Source organism: Microbacterium sp. 22215 (assembly GCF_052045655.1).
Lineage (GTDB): Bacteria > Actinomycetota > Actinomycetes > Actinomycetales > Microbacteriaceae > Microbacterium > Microbacterium phyllosphaerae.
This window is the reverse complement of sequence record NZ_JBQEPC010000002.1, coordinates 317,605-333,940: the sequence shown is the minus strand read 5'-3', so window position 1 is coordinate 333,940 and position 16,336 is coordinate 317,605. Positions and strand designations below refer to the sequence as shown.

The window sequence follows — 16,336 nt, the reverse complement described above, 5'->3', positions numbered from 1 at the left end:
GCTCCAGAGTGCTCGGCGCAGGTGAACGGGAACCAACGTCCGGATAGCCGGTGACGCGCGATCCAGCATCCGGTGAACTTCTGGTGATTCAGGTCACTTCGTGGCTTCGGCAGGCGTCGTCGACGGCATCCTGAGCATGTGAGAGTCGCGATCGTCACAGAGTCCTTCCTTCCGCACATGAACGGTGTCACCGGATCCGTCCTGCAGATCCTGAAGCACCTCGAGCGCACGGGCCATGAGGCGCACGTGATCGCACCCGATGCCGTCGGCATCCCCACCGAGATCAGCGGCGCGGCGATCGAACCCATCCCGAGCCTTGCGCTCCCCGGGTACCGCAACGTGCGGGTGGGGACCTCACCCGCCCACCGCGTCGCGGCATCCCTTCGTCACTTCCGACCCGACGTCGTGCACCTCGCGTCGCCCTTCGCGCTGGGCTGGCGAGGAACGCTCGCCGCAGAGCGTCTCGACGTCGCCGCGGTCGCCGCCTACCAGACCGATGTCGCCGCGTACACGGAGCGATACCGGGTCCCCGCGACGACCGGCATCGCGCATTCGCACATCGCGCGGCTCCACCGTCGGGCGACCCTCACGCTCGCGCCGTCGGCCGACTCCGCCGAGCGTCTCGCCTCCCTCGGGGTCGATCGGGTACGCCGGTGGGGCAGAGGGGTGGACGCCGAGCGGTTCCAGCCCTCTCGCCGCAGCGACGAGATGCGAGCGCAGTGGGGTGGTGATGTCGTCATCGGATACGTCGGCCGACTCGCGCCCGAGAAGCAGGTCGAGGACCTCGCCGCGCTGCAGAGCATCCCCGGGGCCAGAGTCGTGATCGTCGGGGACGGACCCAGCCGAGCGAGGCTCGAGTCGCTGATGCCGCACGCGATCTTCCTCGGTCACCTCGACGGGGGAGCGCTCGCCGCCGCGATGGCCTCGTTCGACGTGTTCGTGCACCCGGGAGAGAGCGAGACGTTCGGACAGACGCTGCAGGAGGCGCATGCGAGCGGGATCCCCGTCGTCGCCACCGGACGAGGCGGCCCCCTCGATCTCGTCAGGATGGGGATCGACGGATGGCTCTACCGCCCGGGTGACCTCGACGACCTGCGCATGAGGGTCGCCGACCTCGCCGGAGACGAGCGTAAGCGCAGAGCATTCGGTGCGGCCGGACATGAGGCCGTGCAGGGGCGCAGCTGGGCGAGCGTGTGCGACCAGCTGCTGGGGCACTTCGACGAAGCGAGGATGCTCCGCGCCGTGGACTCAGGGCTCCGTGCCCGTCGCCTGACCCGCCCGGAGATCACCGCCCCCGTCGAGGCCCGTCGCTGGCAGCGCTACGTCGCGATGGGGGACTCGCTCACCGAAGGCCTCTGCGACCCGGCGCCCGACGGCGCCCTGCGCGGATGGGCGGATCGCCTCGCACTCCTGCTCGCCGCCCGGGGCGGCCTGCACTACGCGAACCTCGCGATCAGGTCGAAGCGCGTCCGGGACGTCTGCGAGATCCAGCTCCCCCGTGCCCTCGAGCTCGAACCGGACCTCGTGTCGATCCTCATCGGCGCGAACGACCTGGTGAAGCCGACCGTCGACATCCCTGCGCTCGCCGCAGAGGTCGAGGGGGCGGTGAGGCGGCTCCGGGGCATCGGAGCGGATGTCGTCCTGGTCACGCCGTTCCTCCCTCGTCGACGGGCGGCGGCGATGTACTCCCGGCGCTTCGCGGCCTTCGCGACAGCGCTCGCGGGCATCGCCGCCCGCACAGGGGCGATCCTGATCGACACCGACCTGCATCCGACCCTTCCGGATCGGCCGAACTGGGGCGAGGACCTCGTGCACCTCAGCAGCCGCGGTCACCGCTTCCTCGCGTACCGAGTGGGCGAGGTGCTGGCCGTCCCGCACGCCGACGCTCTGGGCGCTCTGGACGCTGCACTGCACGAGCACGAGCCGATCGGCGCGGGGCTGTGGTGGCGCAGACACGCCCTGCCCTGGGTGTGGCGCCGGATGCACGGTCGTACCGCCGGTGACGGGCGCACGGCGAAGCACGACGACTACGTGTACCTGGGACGGTCGAACTCGCGCAGCGGTGTGCGGGTGGGCTGACGGGCCCGAGGCGAGCGCGCCTGTCGCTCGAGTGGCCGGGTCGGGCCGTGACGCATGGACCCGCGTGCGATCAGCGGCGCCCCATGCCGTGATAGGTCCATCCGGCAGCGCGCCAGGCGGCCGCGTCCAGACAGTTCCTGCCGTCGATCATGACTCGTCCCGCGACGAGGGATCCTGCGTGCTCGGGGGTCATCTCGCGGCGGTAGAGGTCCCACTCCGTGACGATCACGACGGCGTCCGCGTCTCGCAGCGCATCATCGCGCTCGGCGGCGTAGCCGAGCTGCGGGTGCGCGACCATCGCATTGTCGAGAGCGGCAGGGTCCGTGACGATCACGTCCGCGCCGAGACCGCGCAGTCGCACCGCCACATCGAGGGCGGGGGAGTCGCGGATGTCATCGCTGAAGGGCTTGAACGCGGCTCCGAGCACCGCGATCCGCCGTCCGAACACGAGCCCGCCCAGGGCGTCGACGACGAGCTGGACGGCTCTGTCACGTCGCCGGAGGTTGATCGAGTCGACCTCGCGCAGGAATCCGACGGCCTCGCCTCGCCCCAGCTCCTCGGCCCGTGCGGCGAAGGCGCGGATGTCCTTCGGAAGACAGCCGCCGCCGAACCCGATGCCCGAGCCCAGATATCTCCGTCCGATCCGGGTGTCGTGCCCGAGCGCGTCCGCGAGGAGGGCGACATCTGCACCCGCGGCCTCCGCGATCTCGGCCATCGCGTTGATGAACGAGATCTTGGTCGCGAGGAAGGCGTTCGCGGCGCCCTTGACGAGTTCGGCCGTCGCCAGATCGGTCACGAGGAACGGCGTCCCCGCCTCGACCGCGGGGCGATACGCCTCGCGGAGGAGGTCGGCGGCTCGTTCACCATCGTCCCCGGAGGGAACACCCACCACGAGGCGGTCGGGCGAGATCGTGTCGTGTACCGCCCAGCCCTCGCGGAGGAACTCGGGATTCCACACCAGGGTTGCGCCGGAGTCGGCGACCGCGGTGCTCAGGCGCTCGGCCGTGCCCACCGGCACCGTCGACTTGCCGGCCACCACGTCACCGCGCCGCAGATGGGGGAGCAGCGCGTCCACGGCGGCGTCGACGAAACGAAGGTCTGCCGCGTGCCCGCCCGAGATCTGTGGAGTGCCGACGGCGATGAAGTGGACGACTGCCCCGGACGCATCCGACATCTCGCTGCTGAATCGCAATCGACCTGAGGCGAGGCCCTCCTGCAGGAGCTCAGCGAGCTGCGGCTCGAAGAACGGCGCGGCGCCGCTCGCCAGCGCCGCGATCTTCTGCGCGTCGACGTCGATGCCGACGACGTCGTGTCCGAGAGAGGCCATCGCTGCGGCGTGCACGGCACCGAGGTACCCGCATCCGATCACTGACATGCGCATGATGTCAGGACAGCGGATGCCGCTCACGCGCCGGCATCCGATCGGTGAACACCGCATGGCCGTCGCGTGTCCGAACATCCGGATGGCGCAGTCGCGGGGGTTTCCGGGGTGCCGCTGATAGGCTGGACGAGGTCGACGTCTGTCGGCTGCACAACTTCATATCGACTCATGGAGCGATCGGCGGAGAGCTGGTCCCCTGTGGTGGGTTCCTCGGCGGTTCGTCGGGTGGCTTTCTACTGGTGGCCAGCGCAGGTGACATTCGCGGGATTGCCCGCGCGCCCGTATCCGGCTGCATCCGCTCCTTCATGACACACGCTCGCGCGTCATACGGATTCGCGAGTCTAAACAAAGAAGGAGAGACCTCTTGGAAGGTCCTGAAATCACCGCCACCGAGGCCGTTCTCGACAACGGCCGCTTCGGCACCCGCACCATCCGCTTCGAGACCGGCCGCCTCGCGCAGCAGGCTCAGGGCGCAGTCGCCGCCTACCTCGACGGCGAGACCATGCTCCTCTCGGCCACGAGCGCAGGAAAGCACCCGCGCGAAGGCTTCGACTTCTTCCCGCTGACGGTCGACGTCGAAGAGCGTTCGTACGCAGCCGGCAAGATCCCCGGCTCGTTCTTCCGTCGTGAGGGTCGCCCCTCGACCGAGGCGATCCTCGTCTGCCGTCTGATCGACCGCCCGCTGCGTCCGTCGTTCGTCGACGGTCTCCGCAACGAGGTCCAGATCGTCATCACCGTGCTCTCGATCGCTCCCGGCGAGTTCTACGACGCTCTCGCGATCAACGCGGCCTCCGCGTCGACGCAGATCTCGGGTCTCCCGTTCTCTGGCCCCGTCGCCGGTGTGCGCCTCGCGTTCATCCCGGGCCAGGGCGAGCACGCCGACCAGTGGGTCGCGTTCCCCACCGCCGAGCAGGTCAGCGAGGCAGTGTTCGACCTGATCGTCGCCGGTCGTGTCGTCACCAAGTCCGACGGCACCGAGGACGTCGCGATCATGATGGTCGAGGCTGAGGCCACCGAGGGCAGCTGGAACCTGATCAAGGCCGGGGCCACGAAGCCCGACGAGGCCGTCGTCGCGCAGGGCCTCGAGGCATCCAAGCCGTTCATCGCCCAGCTCGTCAAGGCTCAGGCCGAGCTCGCCGCCACCGCGGCGAAGGAGCCGGGCGTGTACCCGGTCTTCCCGCCGTACTCCAGCGAGGTCTACGACTTCGTGGCCGAGCGCTCCTACGACGACCTGGTGAACGTCTACCAGATCGCCGACAAGCAGGAGCGTCAGGGCAAGGACGACGAGGTCAAGGACCGCGTCAAGGCGCAGCTCATCGAAGCGGTCGAGGCCGGCAACCTGCCTGCGGGCGCTCCGCTCGAGTTCTCCGCGGCGTACAAGTCCGTCACGAAGAAGATCGTCCGCGGTCGCATCCTCACGGAGAGCGTGCGCATGGACGGCCGTGGCCTGGCGGACATCCGTCCGCTCGACGCCGAGGTGCAGGTCATCCCGCGCGTCCACGGCTCGGCGATCTTCCAGCGGGGCGAGACCCAGATCATGGGTGTCACCACGCTGAACATGCTCAAGATGGAGCAGCAGATCGACTCGCTGTCGCCCACGACGAGCAAGCGCTACATGCACCACTACAACTTCCCGCCCTACTCGACCGGTGAGACCGGCCGGGTCGGTTCGCCGAAGCGTCGCGAGATCGGGCACGGCTTCCTCGCCGAGCGCGCACTCGTGCCGGTGCTGCCGAGCCGCGAGGAGTTCCCCTACGCGATCCGTCAGGTCTCCGAGGCGCTGAGCTCCAACGGCTCGACGTCGATGGGCTCCGTCTGCGCGTCGACCCTGTCGCTCCTGAACGCGGGTGTGCCGCTGCGCGCAGCCGTCGCCGGTATCGCGATGGGTCTCGTCTCCGACGAGGTCAACGGTGAGACGCGCTACGCCGCACTCACCGACATCCTCGGTGCGGAGGACGCGCTCGGCGACATGGACTTCAAGGTCGCCGGCACCAGCGAGTTCGTCACGGCCATCCAGCTCGACACGAAGCTCGACGGCATCCCGTCGTCGGTGCTCGCCGGCGCGCTGACCCAGGCTCGCGACGCACGTCTGACGATCCTCAACGTCCTGAACGCCGCGATCGACGCTCCCGACGAGATGGCGCCGACCGCGCCGCGCGTCATCAGCGTGCAGATCCCGGTCGACAAGATCGGCGAGCTGATCGGCCCGAAGGGCAAGACGATCAACGCGATCCAGGACGAGACCGGTGCGCAGATCTCCATCGAGGAGGACGGCACCGTCTACATCGGCGCGACCGACGGCCCCTCGGCCGAGGCGGCCCGTGCCCAGGTCAACGCGATCGCCAACCCGACCAACCCCGAGGTGGGCGAGCAGTTCCTCGGAACCGTCGTCAAGATCGCGACGTTCGGTGCGTTCGTCTCGCTGCTCCCGGGCAAGGACGGCCTGCTGCACGTCACCGAGGTGCGCAAGCTCGCCGGTGGCAAGCGTGTCGAGAACGTCGACGACGTGCTGTCCGTCGGTCAGAAGATCCTCGTGAAGATCACGAAGATCGACGACCGCGGCAAGCTGTCGCTCGAGCCCGTGCTCGACGACGCTCCCGCAGCGGACGCAGCTCCTGCTGAAGAGGCCGCAGCCGAGTAATCGGAGCGCTTCGATACGAGGCCCGGGCTCGTCCTCACGGACGGCCCGGGCTTCGTCGTATCCGATGTGACCAAACCGTTATGGGAAGTTCTTGCGCCGTTCCCCGGATTGGTCGGCGAGTTCGCGGATGTCGCTTACTCTCGAAGTACGCACCGGGGGGTGCATTTCAGGCAGCGACGCAGGTCGGAACGCACCGACCGACGCGGGGGTGAGGATATGCGGTTGTTCAGCGTAGGCGCAGGCACGTCGGGCGAACGCGCGCAGCAGGGCGCGGCAGAACACCCGTCCGCGCCCATCCCGATCGTCGGGCCCGGGATAGGGGAGAGCATCCGCGTCCCACTCGGCGAGACCGGCCTCGACACTTTCCCGCTCATGCTCGGTGCGGCCGAATTCGGCTGGAACGTCGACCTCGAGACGAGCCACGGAATCCTCGACCGCTACGTCGAGTTCGGCGGCAACGCGATCCATACCGCAGACGGCTTCTCGGGCGGACGCAGCGAGCACATCATCGGACAGTGGCTGCGGTCGCGCGGTCAGCGTGAACGCGCGCTTCTGAGCGTGCGGATCGGCGCGCACGCCGACAACCCCGGTCTCGGATCCGTCAACCTGGTCCGAGCGGTCGAAGGATCCCTCACGCGTTTGGGCGTCGAGCGCATCGACGTGCTCTACCTCGATGCGACCCTCGACAAGACCACCAATCTTGAGGACACGCTCGCGACCGTCGAGTGGATGGTCGAAGCGGGCAAGATCGGTGCCCTCGGCGCCTTCGGATTCGCGCCGGAGCGACTCGTCGAGGCTCGCATCCTCGCCTCGGCGGGGTACCCGCGCATCGAGGTCATCGACTCGCCTTACAACCTCGTCCGCCGACAGCCGTTCGAGGGTGATCTGCGCCTCGTGGCGGGTGCGCAGGGCCTCGCCGTGACCCCGTCCCACGCCCTGGAGCACGGGTTCCTCTCCGGGAGGCATCGCAGCAAGGCGCTGACCTCGAGAGGAGTGCGTGGCGAGCAGCTCCGCGGTCATCTCAACCGTCGGGGGACCAAGATCCTGCGTGCGCTCGACCAGGTGGCCACCGAGCTCGATGTTCCGGTGGCGGCGATCTCGATCGCCTGGCTGCTGGCGCAGCGAACGATCGCGGCGCCGATCGTCAACACCTTCGCGACCGATCACGTCGACGAGCTGATGCAGGGCGCAGGGGTCACGCTGTCGCGTGCCCAGGTCGCTGAGCTCACCCGCGCCGGCAACTGAGCGTCGTAACGCCCCTGTCACAGACCTGGCATAGGGTGGAGTGAATCCCGGCAAGCGCTGTCGATGAAGCGAGCGAGTTTGTGACGCATTACATATATCTGGTCAGACATGGTGAACATCAGGACGCCGAGCACGGTCTCGCCGACGGGCCCCTGTCGCCACGAGGCCAGCGTCAGGCGGAGCTGATCGCAGATCGGCTCTCGGGGCTCCCGCTCGATGCCGTCTGGCACTCGCCGCTGCTGCGAGCCAACGAGACGGCTCGGGCGATCGCCGCCCGCCTGCCGTCCGTCGACCCCGAGCCGACCGCTCTGCTGTTCGACTGCGTGCCCACCGGCATGACCGAAGAGACGCCTGCAGCCTACGAACCGTTCTTCGGCTCGATCACCGAGGCCGAGCTCGAGGCCGGCCGGGCCCAGATGTTCGACGCGGTGAACGAGTTCCTGGTGCGCAAGCCGGGCGACGTGCACGAGGTGCTCATCACGCACAACTTCGTGATCTCGTGGTTCGTGCGCGAGGTCCTCGGCGCGCCCGAGTGGCGCTGGATGACCCTCAACCAGGCGCACTGCGGGCTGACCGTGATCGCTCAGAAGCAGGGGCGTCCGTGGACGCTGCTCACCCATAACGACACCGGGCACCTGCCGGTGGAGCTGCGAACGGGGATCCCCGACACGATGCCGGTCTGATTCGCCGTGCTCCGGCCCGCCTGGGCGGTCGGGGAGCACCCGAGAAATAGACTGAACGCATGACCACGCAGGTAGCACTCGTCGGCGGCACCGGAAAGCTCGGCTCGATCATCCATGCGGTGATCGACGAGCTCGAGGGCTTCGAGGTGAGTCGCGTGCTCACGTCTCGGAGCGACCTCGCCGATCTCGAGGGCGCGGGGCTGGTGATCGACGCGACGACACCTCAGGTGAGCGTCGACGTCGTCCGAGCGGCGGTCGAACGACAGATCAACGTTCTCGTGGCGACGTCGGGCTGGTCGAGCGAGCGGATCGCGCTCGTACGACCGCTCGTCGAGAACGCCGGCACCGGCGTCGTCTTCATCCCGAACTTCTCGCTCGGGTCCGTGCTCGGGTCGGCTCTCGCGGCGGCTGCGGCCCCGTTCTTCGGATCCGCGGAGATCATCGAGGCGCATCACGAGGCCAAGGTCGATTCTCCGAGCGGGACCGCGATCCGCACCGCCGAGCTGATCGCGGCCGCACGCGCCGAGCAGGGCCCCGTCAGCGCTCCGCATGCCGATCAGCGTGCGCGGGGGCAGCAGGTCGGCAGCGTGCCGATCCATTCGCTGCGTCGCCCCGGCGTCATCGCGAAGCAGGAGGTCATCCTCTCCGGGCCCGGAGAGTCGTTGACGTTCACCCACGACACCGTCGACCCCGCTCTCGCCTACGCTCCCGGCATCCGTCTCGCCGTCCCCTTCGCGGCTCAGGCGACCGGTGTGTTCGTCGGCCTCGAGAGCATGATCGACATCGGCATCCGCTCGTGATGTCGCGGATCGGCGTGGGCCTCATGGGTGCGGCCCTGCTCGTCTATCTCGCGGTCGCCGTCTGGCTCGCGGTGATGTTCTTCGCCGTCGGGACGCCCGTGTCGATCGGAATGGGGATCGCGCTCATCGTGCTCGCTCCGATCGGAGCCTGGGCGCTCGTGCGTGAGATGCAGTTCGGCTTCGGCGCAGATCGCCTCGGCCGGCAGTTGGACGCCGAGGGCGGGATGCCTGAGGCGGAGACCGAACTCACCCCCAGCGGACGGATCGCCCGCGCCGATGCCGACCCGCTGATCCAGCGGTACGTCGCGGACGCGGACGCGGCACCGGGGGACTGGCGGGCTCGCTATCGCCTGGGTGTGGTGCAGGATGCGGCGGGGCGTCGTAAAGACGCCCGCGCCAGCATCCGTGAGGCCATCCGCCTCGCCCGGGGCTGACCCGGTTCAGGCGAGTGTGGCCTCGAGTGTGATCTCGATTCCGGCGAGAGCCTGAGACACGGGGCAACCCACCTTGGCCTCGGCGGCGATCGTCTGGAACGCCTCGGGAGTGAGTCCAGGCACGACGGCGTTGACGTTGAGGTGGCTTCCGGTGATGCCGACCCCCGGCTTGAAAGTGACCGACGCGCTGGTGTTGACGCGCTCCGGTGGGGTGCCGTTCTCCGAGAGCGCGTGCGAGAGCGCCATGCTGAAGCAGGAGGCATGAGCCGCGGCGATCAGTTCCTCAGGAGTGGTGGTGGTGTCGCTGCCCTCGCTGCGGGCCTTCCAGTTGATCGGGAAGGTGCCGAGCTTCGACGACGAGAAAGCGACGGTGCCCGAGCCCTCCGCGAGGGATCCGGTCCAGGTGGTGGTGGCTTCGCTGGTGACGGGCATGATTCCTCCGGTTCTCGCGCCGCGGGATGTGCGCTCGCGTGTGAGGCCAGCCTATCGACCGGGTGCGCCCGGCGGAACCGTGCTCAGGCGGCGGAGGGCGCACGACCGAGGATGCCGGCTCGCTGCAGCAGCAGGTAGATCTGGCATCCGAGGCAGAACGAGAACGCGGCGTTGAGGAAGGCGGCGATGAACGCGGCGGCCGTCGCGATCGGCAGGGCCCACGGCACACCGACGAGGTGCAGGACGAGGCCGATCGTGACGACGAAGAGCCCGACGCCCTGCGCGAAGCGCGGAGGGCGAGGGTCCTCGAGCTCGGTGGGCGGCGCGAGTCGCGGGCGCACGAATCTGCGGAACACGACGCCCCAGGGTGCCGTCGCCGGGGAGAGCACGCTCCAGAGGAAGAGCAGGGCGATGACGACCGTGAGGAGGAAGCCGGGATCGATCGCCCGCTGGACGAGCGTGGCGGCGTTGACGGCCGAGATGCCGCCGTCCGTCCGCGCCGTCGAGATGCCGATGAGGCCGAGGAAGGTCGCGGCGAGCAGCAGCACGGTCGTGATCGTCGCGGCGAAGCGCGGTCCACGAGGGTCGATACCTGCGGGAGTGGTCATCTCTGCTCCAGTCGTTCCCGCCTCAGACGGCGGCGAGTGCTTCGGTGAGTGCGTGGCGATGCGGGACGCCGTGGAACCGTGCGCGGACGGCCCCGGAGCCGTCGACGATGAACGTCGTCGGGGTCTGCAGCACCTTGTATCGTGCCGAGAGATCGGGTCGATGCGTGAGGTCGACCTCGAGGTGGTGCAGGCCGTCGGTGTCTGCGACGTAGCTCGACAGCATCCTGCGCACCTGCGGACAGCGTGCGCACATCTCGGTGCTGAACTGCACGAGCGTGGCGTGCGCGCCGAGCCGACCGGCGTCCGCATCGGCCGGATCGAACAGGAGGTGCCCGCCTCCTCGACGTCGTCCGTCGAGCAGCCGCAGCACGATCCCGACGACGGCGGCGACCACGAGGAGCGCTCCGATCACGGTGAGGGCGATTCCGGGCGACATGGATAGAGAATAAGTGCCACTCGAACACGCAGGGGCCGATGTGTCGCATCGTGACGAACGAGCTCGCCGCCCCGGCGGGCGGGTAGTCTGGCAGACATGAGCGCAGCCGTCCCGACGCCGTATGAAGACCTGCTCCGCGACGTGCTGGAGTCCGGCACGCACAAGTCGGATCGCACCGGCACGGGGACCACGAGCGTCTTCGGCAGGCAGATCCGTTTCGACCTCTCGCAGGGATTCCCGCTGATCACGACGAAGCGCGTTCACTTCAAGTCGATCGCCTATGAGCTCCTCTGGTTCCTCAGGGGCGACTCCAACGTCAAGTGGTTGCAGGAGAACGGCGTCACGATCTGGGACGAGTGGGCCGATGCCTCGGGCGATCTCGGACCCGTCTACGGCGTTCAGTGGCGGTCGTGGCCCACGCCCGACGGACAGAGCATCGATCAGTTGAGCGACGTGATCGATCAGATCCGCAAGGCTCCCGATTCCCGCCGACTGATCGTCTCGGCGTGGAATCCGGCGGACATCCCCGACATGGCCCTCGCGCCGTGCCACGCGCTCTTCCAGTTCTACGTCGCGGACGGCAAGCTCTCCTGCCAGCTCTACCAGCGCAGTGCCGATCTGTTCCTCGGCGTCCCGTTCAACATCGCCTCGTACGCGCTGCTGACGCTGATGGTGGCGCAGCAGGTCGGTCTGGAACCGGGCGACTTCGTCTGGACCGGTGGTGACTGCCACATCTACGACAACCACCTCGAGCAGGTGCGCGAGCAGCTGAGTCGCGAGGCGTATCCCTACCCGTCGCTGCGCTTCGCCCGGAAGCCGGAGTCGATCTTCGACTACGCCTACGACGACTTCGTCGTCGAGGACTACCAGCACCACGCCCCGATCAGGGCGGCGGTGGCGGTGTGACGTGGGTCGGCCTGATCTGGGCCGAAGCGCAGGGCGGTGTCATCGGAGCCGAAGGCGGAATGCCGTGGAACGTCCCCGAAGATCTCGCGCACTTCAAAGAGAAGACCCTCGGGGCGCCCGTGATCATGGGGCGCAAGACCTGGGACTCGCTGCCTGAGCGGTTCCGCCCGCTCCCCGGACGCGAGAACATCGTCATCACGCGCCAGCAGGACTGGACCGAAGAGGGCGTGACCCGCGCAGCCACCGTCACCGATGCGGTGCGCGGGCACGAGAAGGTCTGGATCATCGGTGGAGCCGAGATCTTCCGACTTGTGATCGCCGACGCCGACCGTCTCGAGGTCACCGAGCTCGATCTCGCCGTCGCGGGCGACGCGTACGCCCCGTCGAAGGCCGGATGGCGTCTGGTCGACGAGGGGGAGTGGCAGACCTCGCGTTCGGGAGTCCGCTTCCGCTTCCTGGGATACGAGCGCTGATGCCCACCGCACTGATCACGGGAGCGAGCGCCGGGCTCGGCGTCGAGTTCGCCCGTCAGCTCGCCCGTCGTCGTGCCGATCTCGTGCTGGTGGCCCGCTCGGCGGATGCTCTCGAGAGCGTCGCGGCCGAACTGCGCAGCGAGTACGGCATCGCGGTCGAGATCATCGTCGCGGATCTCTCCGTCGCCGCCGATGTCGACAGGGTCGCCGACCGTCTCCGTGACGCCTCCGATCCGGTGGATCTGCTGATCAACAACGCCGGCTTCGGCCTGCCTCTGCAGTTCGCCGACAACGACATCGACGACGAGGTGCGGCATCTCCGCGTCCACGTCGAGGCGTCGATGCGTCTCATGCACGCGGCGCTCGGGTCGATGCGCGGCCGCGGTGGACGCATCATCAACGTCGCATCCGTCGCCGGATTCATCTCCCGCTCGACGTACTCGGCCTGCAAGAGCTGGCTCATCGGCTTCAGCCGCTGGGCGAACGCCGAGTACGCCGCCGACAGGGTCAGTGTGACCGCGGTCTGCCCCGGGTTCACGCACACGACCTTCCACGAGCGGATGGGGCTCGCGCCCGGGCACGAGGGTGTCCCGGCGTTCATGTGGCTGGATGCACGTGATGTCGTGCGCGAAGGCCTCCGAGATGCGGCGCGAGGCAAGGCCGTCTCGATCCCGTCGCTGCGCTACAAAGCGATCGTCGCGCTCGCTAGTCTGCTCCCGAGCTCGGTGACCTCCGGCGTCGCGCGACGGGGTCGCGTCTGACCTGAGCAGGCGGGCGAGCTCGTCGGGCTGGTGCTCCGGGACGAGGTCGCCATCGCCCGCGGCGATGTCATCCGCGCTGCCCGGTCTGCGTGAGCGTCACGCGAACCGATACGCTTGGGGGCATGACGCACTCGGGCAACCCTTTCGGACAGGTTCTCGTCGCGCTCGTCACTCCGATGACGGCCGACGGCGAAGTCGATTGGCCCGCCGTCGAGAAGCACATCGATGATGTCATCACCGCAGGTGCTGACGGAATCGTCGTGACGGGAACGACCGGCGAGACCTCGACCCTCACGGACCCCGAGAAGCTCAAGCTCGTCGAGATCGGCAAGTCGGTCTCCGCCGGCCGCGCCAAGATCATCACGGGTGGCGGATCCAACGAGACCGCCCACGCGATCGAGCTGTACAAGGCCAGCGAGAAGGCCGGCGCCGACGGCATCATGATCGTCACGCCGTACTACAACAAGCCCACGCAGGCCGGCATCCTGACCCACTTCCGTCTGGTGGCCGACGCCACCGACCTCCCGGTGATCCTCTACGACATCCCGGGCCGCACGGGCGTGCCGATCAAGTACGAGACCATCCTGCGACTCGCGAAGCACCCGAACATCCTCGCCGTGAAGGACGCCAAGGGCGACTTCTCCGAAGTGAGCCGCGTGCTCAACCAGACCGACCTCATGTACTTCTCGGGCGACGACGCGAACGTGCTTCCGCACCTCGCGATCGGCGCGACCGGTCTGATCGGCGTGACCGCGAACATCGCCGCGACTCCGTACCGCACCATCATCGACGCGGTGAACCGCGGCGACCTCACGACCGCGACCGCGGAGCACAAGCGCCTGGAGCCGCTGGTGCGCGCCGTCATGACGCACGTGCCGGGCACGGTCGCGGCGAAGTACATCCTGCACGGACTCGGCCGAATCTCGAGCCCGCGCGTCCGTCTGCCGCTCGTCGGTCCCGAAGAGTGGGAGGCCGCCCTCATCGAGGACGAGCTCGATCTCGTGAAGGACGTTCCGGGCGCAGACTTCTCCAACTTCCGCCCCGACCGCAACGCGGCCGCGGGCGGTGCCCTGCCGAAGGTGCACGGCACGACCCGCTGACATCGGGCGCGGTGAGCCGCGTCACAACGAACGAACGGACGCGTGGAGTGTCCGACTGAGGAGACAGCATGTCCACCCCGATCGCAGAACCCGCAGCACTCGACGAGGGGACGCTGCGGGTCACCCCGCTCGGCGGCCTCGGCGAGATCGGCCGCAACATGACGATCTTCGAGTTCGACGGCAAGATCCTGATCGTCGACTGCGGCGTGCTCTTCCCCGAGGAGCACCAGCCGGGCGTCGATCTGATCCTGCCGGACTTCGAGCCGATCAAGGGACGCCTCGACGACATCGTCGGAGTGGTCCTCACGCACGGTCACGAGGACCACATCGGCGCGGTTCCCTACCTGCTCCGCCTCAAGAGCGACATCCCCATCATCGGATCGGGTCTCACGCTCGCCCTCGTCGAGGCCAAGCTCAAGGAACACCGCATCAAGGCGTTCACCCTCACCGTGAAGGAAGGGCAGCGCGAGCAGGTCGGCCCGTTCGATCTCGAGTTCGTCGCGGTCAACCACTCGATCCCCGATGCGCTCGCGGTCGCGATCCGCACGCCCGCGGGCCTCGTGCTGGCGACCGGTGACTTCAAGATGGACCAGCTGCCGCTCGACGGTCGCATCACCGACCTCCGTGCGTTCGCGCGCCTCGGCGAGGAGGGCGTCGACCTGTTCCTGGTCGACTCCACGAACGCGGACGTGCCCGGCTTCACGCCGACCGAGCGCTCGATCGGACCGGTGCTCGACCAGGTGATCGGCAAGGCTCCGCGCCGCGTGATCGTCGCGAGCTTCTCCAGTCACGTGCACCGAGTGCAGCAGGTCCTCGACGCGGCCCACGCGCACGGACGCCGCGTCGCGCTGCTCGGGCGGAGCATGCTGCGCAACATGACGATCGCCGAGGACCTCGGCTATCTGAAGGTGCCGAGCGGTCTGCTGATCGACTACAAGAAAGCGCGCGATCTTCCCGACGACAAGATCGTCTACATGTCCACGGGGTCGCAGGGTGAGCCGATGGCGGTGCTCAGCCGGATGGCGAACCTCGACCACGCGATCGAGCCCGGCCCCGGCGACACCGTCATCCTGGCGTCCAGCCTGATCCCCGGTAACGAGAACGCCGTGTACCGCGTGATCGACGGCCTGACCAAGCTCGGCGCGAACGTGGTCCACAAGGCGAACGCGAAGGTCCATGTCTCGGGGCACGCGGCCGCAGGCGAGCTGATCTACTGCTACAACATCCTCAAGCCGAAGAACGTCCTCCCCGTGCACGGCGAGTACCGCCACCTCATCGCGAACGCGAAGCTCGCTCAGGACACCGGCGTCGAGGCCGAGCGGACGATCATCGCCTCGAACGGCACGGTGATCGATCTGAAGGACGGCGACGCTCGCGTGGTCGGTCAGCTCGACCTCGGTTTCGTCTACGTCGACGGCTCGACGGTGGGCGCCATCACCGACGCCGACCTCAAGGACCGCCGCATCCTGGCCGAAGAGGGCTTCGTCTCGGTGATCGTCGTGGTGGATGCCCAGACCGGGCGGATCATCTCGGGCCCGGAGATCCATGCACGGGGTATCGCCGAAGACGACTCCGTGTTCGATGACGTCACGCCGAAGATCATCGCCGCGCTCAAGGAGGCGTCCGGCAACGGCGTCCGGGACACGCATGCGCTCTCTCAGGTCATCCGCCGCACGATCGGACGCTGGGTCAACCAGAAGCTCCGCCGTCGTCCGATGATCGTCCCCCTCGTCATCGAAGCCTGATCACGCGGTCGCGCGTTCACAGTGGGACGACACCCGGCTGTAACGCGCGCACCGTAGGCTCTGTGCATGTCGGACTCCTTCTCGATCAGACCCGCCGCGCAGGCGGACGGGAGCTTTCTCGGCGACATGGTCGTCGAGGCGGCGAACTGGCGCTCGGGCGGAGCGCGGGCGCGCCATGAGATCCTGACCGCGGCCGAGCACCGACGTTACATCGCAGGGTGGATGCGGCCGGCGGACGCGGGTTTCGTGGCGATCGACACCGAGGGGCAGCCCATCGGTGCTGCCTGGTACCGGATGCTGTCGCAGGATGACCCGGGGTTCGGCTTCGTGGGAACGGCCGTGCCCGAACTCATCATCGGAGTTCAGCCGATCTGGCGTGCCCACGGCGTCGGCCGGACGCTGCTGCGCCGGTTGGTGGCCCACGCGGGGGAGCAGGGGCATCCGAGGATCAGCCTGAGCGTGGAACGCGACAACTTCGCGCGCACCCTCTATCGGTCGGAGGGGTTCGTCGTCACGGACGTCGGGGATGCCCGCGACACCATGGTGCACCGCGCGTCCTGAAGAGGGCCGCAGCACCCGCGCGAAGACGCCGGAATGCCGCGTCATTACGGG

Annotated in this window: 16 protein-coding genes; 12 read left to right on the top strand and 4 right to left on the bottom strand. The window is 68.4% G+C overall.

Translation table 11 applies throughout. The features are described 5' to 3' along the window. The first annotated feature begins 138 nt into the window (after positions 1-138). Entirely contained in the window at positions 139-2,079 is a 1,941-nt protein-coding gene (locus ACTJKH_RS04905; RefSeq protein ID WP_440735972.1) for a GDSL-type esterase/lipase family protein, read from the top strand. A gap of 70 nt (positions 2,080-2,149) precedes the next feature. Here ACTJKH_RS04905 and ACTJKH_RS04900 read toward each other — a convergent pair whose 3' ends face one another. Next, the gene (locus tag ACTJKH_RS04900; RefSeq protein ID WP_440735971.1) at positions 2,150-3,460 is read right to left on the bottom strand and encodes a UDP-glucose dehydrogenase family protein; all 1,311 of its coding nucleotides are present in this window, start codon (positions 3,458-3,460) and stop codon (positions 2,150-2,152) included. A 364-nt stretch (positions 3,461-3,824) separates the two neighbouring features. Between ACTJKH_RS04900 and ACTJKH_RS04895 the strand changes: the two genes are divergently transcribed. From ACTJKH_RS04895 to ACTJKH_RS04875, 5 genes are all read left to right on the top strand, one after another. After that, on the top strand, positions 3,825-6,101 hold the full coding sequence (locus tag ACTJKH_RS04895; RefSeq protein WP_440735970.1) for a polyribonucleotide nucleotidyltransferase: 2,277 nt from the start codon (positions 3,825-3,827) through the stop codon (positions 6,099-6,101). A 216-nt stretch (positions 6,102-6,317) separates the two neighbouring features. Continuing rightward, on the top strand, positions 6,318-7,346 hold the full coding sequence (locus ACTJKH_RS04890; RefSeq protein ID WP_440735969.1) for an aldo/keto reductase: 1,029 nt from the start codon (positions 6,318-6,320) through the stop codon (positions 7,344-7,346). Positions 7,347-7,426: 80 nt separating this feature from the next. After that, positions 7,427-8,029 carry a histidine phosphatase family protein gene (locus tag ACTJKH_RS04885; RefSeq protein WP_210097714.1) on the top strand — a complete coding sequence of 201 codons (603 nt, stop codon included), beginning with the start codon at positions 7,427-7,429 and terminating at the stop codon, positions 8,027-8,029. A 59-nt stretch (positions 8,030-8,088) separates the two neighbouring features. Further along, a complete protein-coding gene (gene dapB / locus ACTJKH_RS04880; RefSeq protein ID WP_440735968.1) occupies positions 8,089-8,829 on the top strand; it encodes a 4-hydroxy-tetrahydrodipicolinate reductase in 741 nt (246 codons plus the stop codon). After that, a complete protein-coding gene (locus tag ACTJKH_RS04875; protein WP_440735967.1) occupies positions 8,829-9,263 on the top strand; it encodes a hypothetical protein in 435 nt (144 codons plus the stop codon). Before dapB ends, ACTJKH_RS04875 begins: the two co-directional genes overlap by 1 nt. A gap of 6 nt (positions 9,264-9,269) precedes the next feature. Here the strand turns inward: ACTJKH_RS04875 and ACTJKH_RS04870 are convergent, their stop codons facing one another. From ACTJKH_RS04870 to ACTJKH_RS04860, 3 genes are all read right to left on the bottom strand, one after another. Then, positions 9,270-9,695, bottom strand: coding sequence for an OsmC family peroxiredoxin (locus ACTJKH_RS04870; RefSeq protein ID WP_056509444.1), 426 nt, complete (start codon positions 9,693-9,695; stop codon positions 9,270-9,272). An 83-nt stretch (positions 9,696-9,778) separates the two neighbouring features. After that, on the bottom strand, positions 9,779-10,303 hold the full coding sequence (locus tag ACTJKH_RS04865) for a DUF4395 domain-containing protein (protein WP_440735966.1): 525 nt from the start codon (positions 10,301-10,303) through the stop codon (positions 9,779-9,781). Between the two features lie 22 nt (positions 10,304-10,325). Continuing rightward, complete coding sequence (locus ACTJKH_RS04860) at positions 10,326-10,739, bottom strand: thioredoxin family protein (protein ID WP_210097718.1); 414 nt, start codon at positions 10,737-10,739, stop codon at positions 10,326-10,328. A 96-nt stretch (positions 10,740-10,835) separates the two neighbouring features. On the opposite strand from ACTJKH_RS04860, the gene ACTJKH_RS04855 reads away from it, so the two are divergent. From ACTJKH_RS04855 to ACTJKH_RS04830, 6 genes are all read left to right on the top strand, one after another. Then, complete coding sequence (locus ACTJKH_RS04855) at positions 10,836-11,645, top strand: thymidylate synthase (RefSeq protein ID WP_210097719.1); 810 nt, start codon at positions 10,836-10,838, stop codon at positions 11,643-11,645. Further along, positions 11,642-12,118 carry a dihydrofolate reductase gene (locus ACTJKH_RS04850; protein WP_440735965.1) on the top strand — a complete coding sequence of 159 codons (477 nt, stop codon included), beginning with the start codon at positions 11,642-11,644 and terminating at the stop codon, positions 12,116-12,118. Before ACTJKH_RS04855 ends, ACTJKH_RS04850 begins: the two co-directional genes overlap by 4 nt. Beyond that, positions 12,118-12,879 (top strand): SDR family NAD(P)-dependent oxidoreductase, encoded by a 762-nt coding sequence (locus ACTJKH_RS04845; protein WP_210097721.1) that lies wholly within the window; start codon positions 12,118-12,120, stop codon positions 12,877-12,879. The genes ACTJKH_RS04850 and ACTJKH_RS04845 overlap by 1 nt, the downstream gene beginning before the upstream one ends. Positions 12,880-13,001: 122 nt before the next feature. After that, positions 13,002-13,979, top strand: a complete 978-nt coding sequence (gene dapA, locus ACTJKH_RS04840) for a 4-hydroxy-tetrahydrodipicolinate synthase (RefSeq protein WP_056308113.1) — start codon at positions 13,002-13,004, stop codon at positions 13,977-13,979. 68 nt (positions 13,980-14,047) lie between these two features. Then, positions 14,048-15,724: a ribonuclease J gene (locus ACTJKH_RS04835; RefSeq protein ID WP_440735964.1), complete on the top strand. Its 1,677-nt coding sequence runs from the start codon at positions 14,048-14,050 to the stop codon at positions 15,722-15,724. 66 nt (positions 15,725-15,790) lie between these two features. Beyond that, positions 15,791-16,285, top strand: a complete 495-nt coding sequence (locus tag ACTJKH_RS04830) for an N-acetyltransferase family protein (RefSeq protein ID WP_440735963.1) — start codon at positions 15,791-15,793, stop codon at positions 16,283-16,285. Positions 16,286-16,336 lie beyond the last annotated feature (51 nt).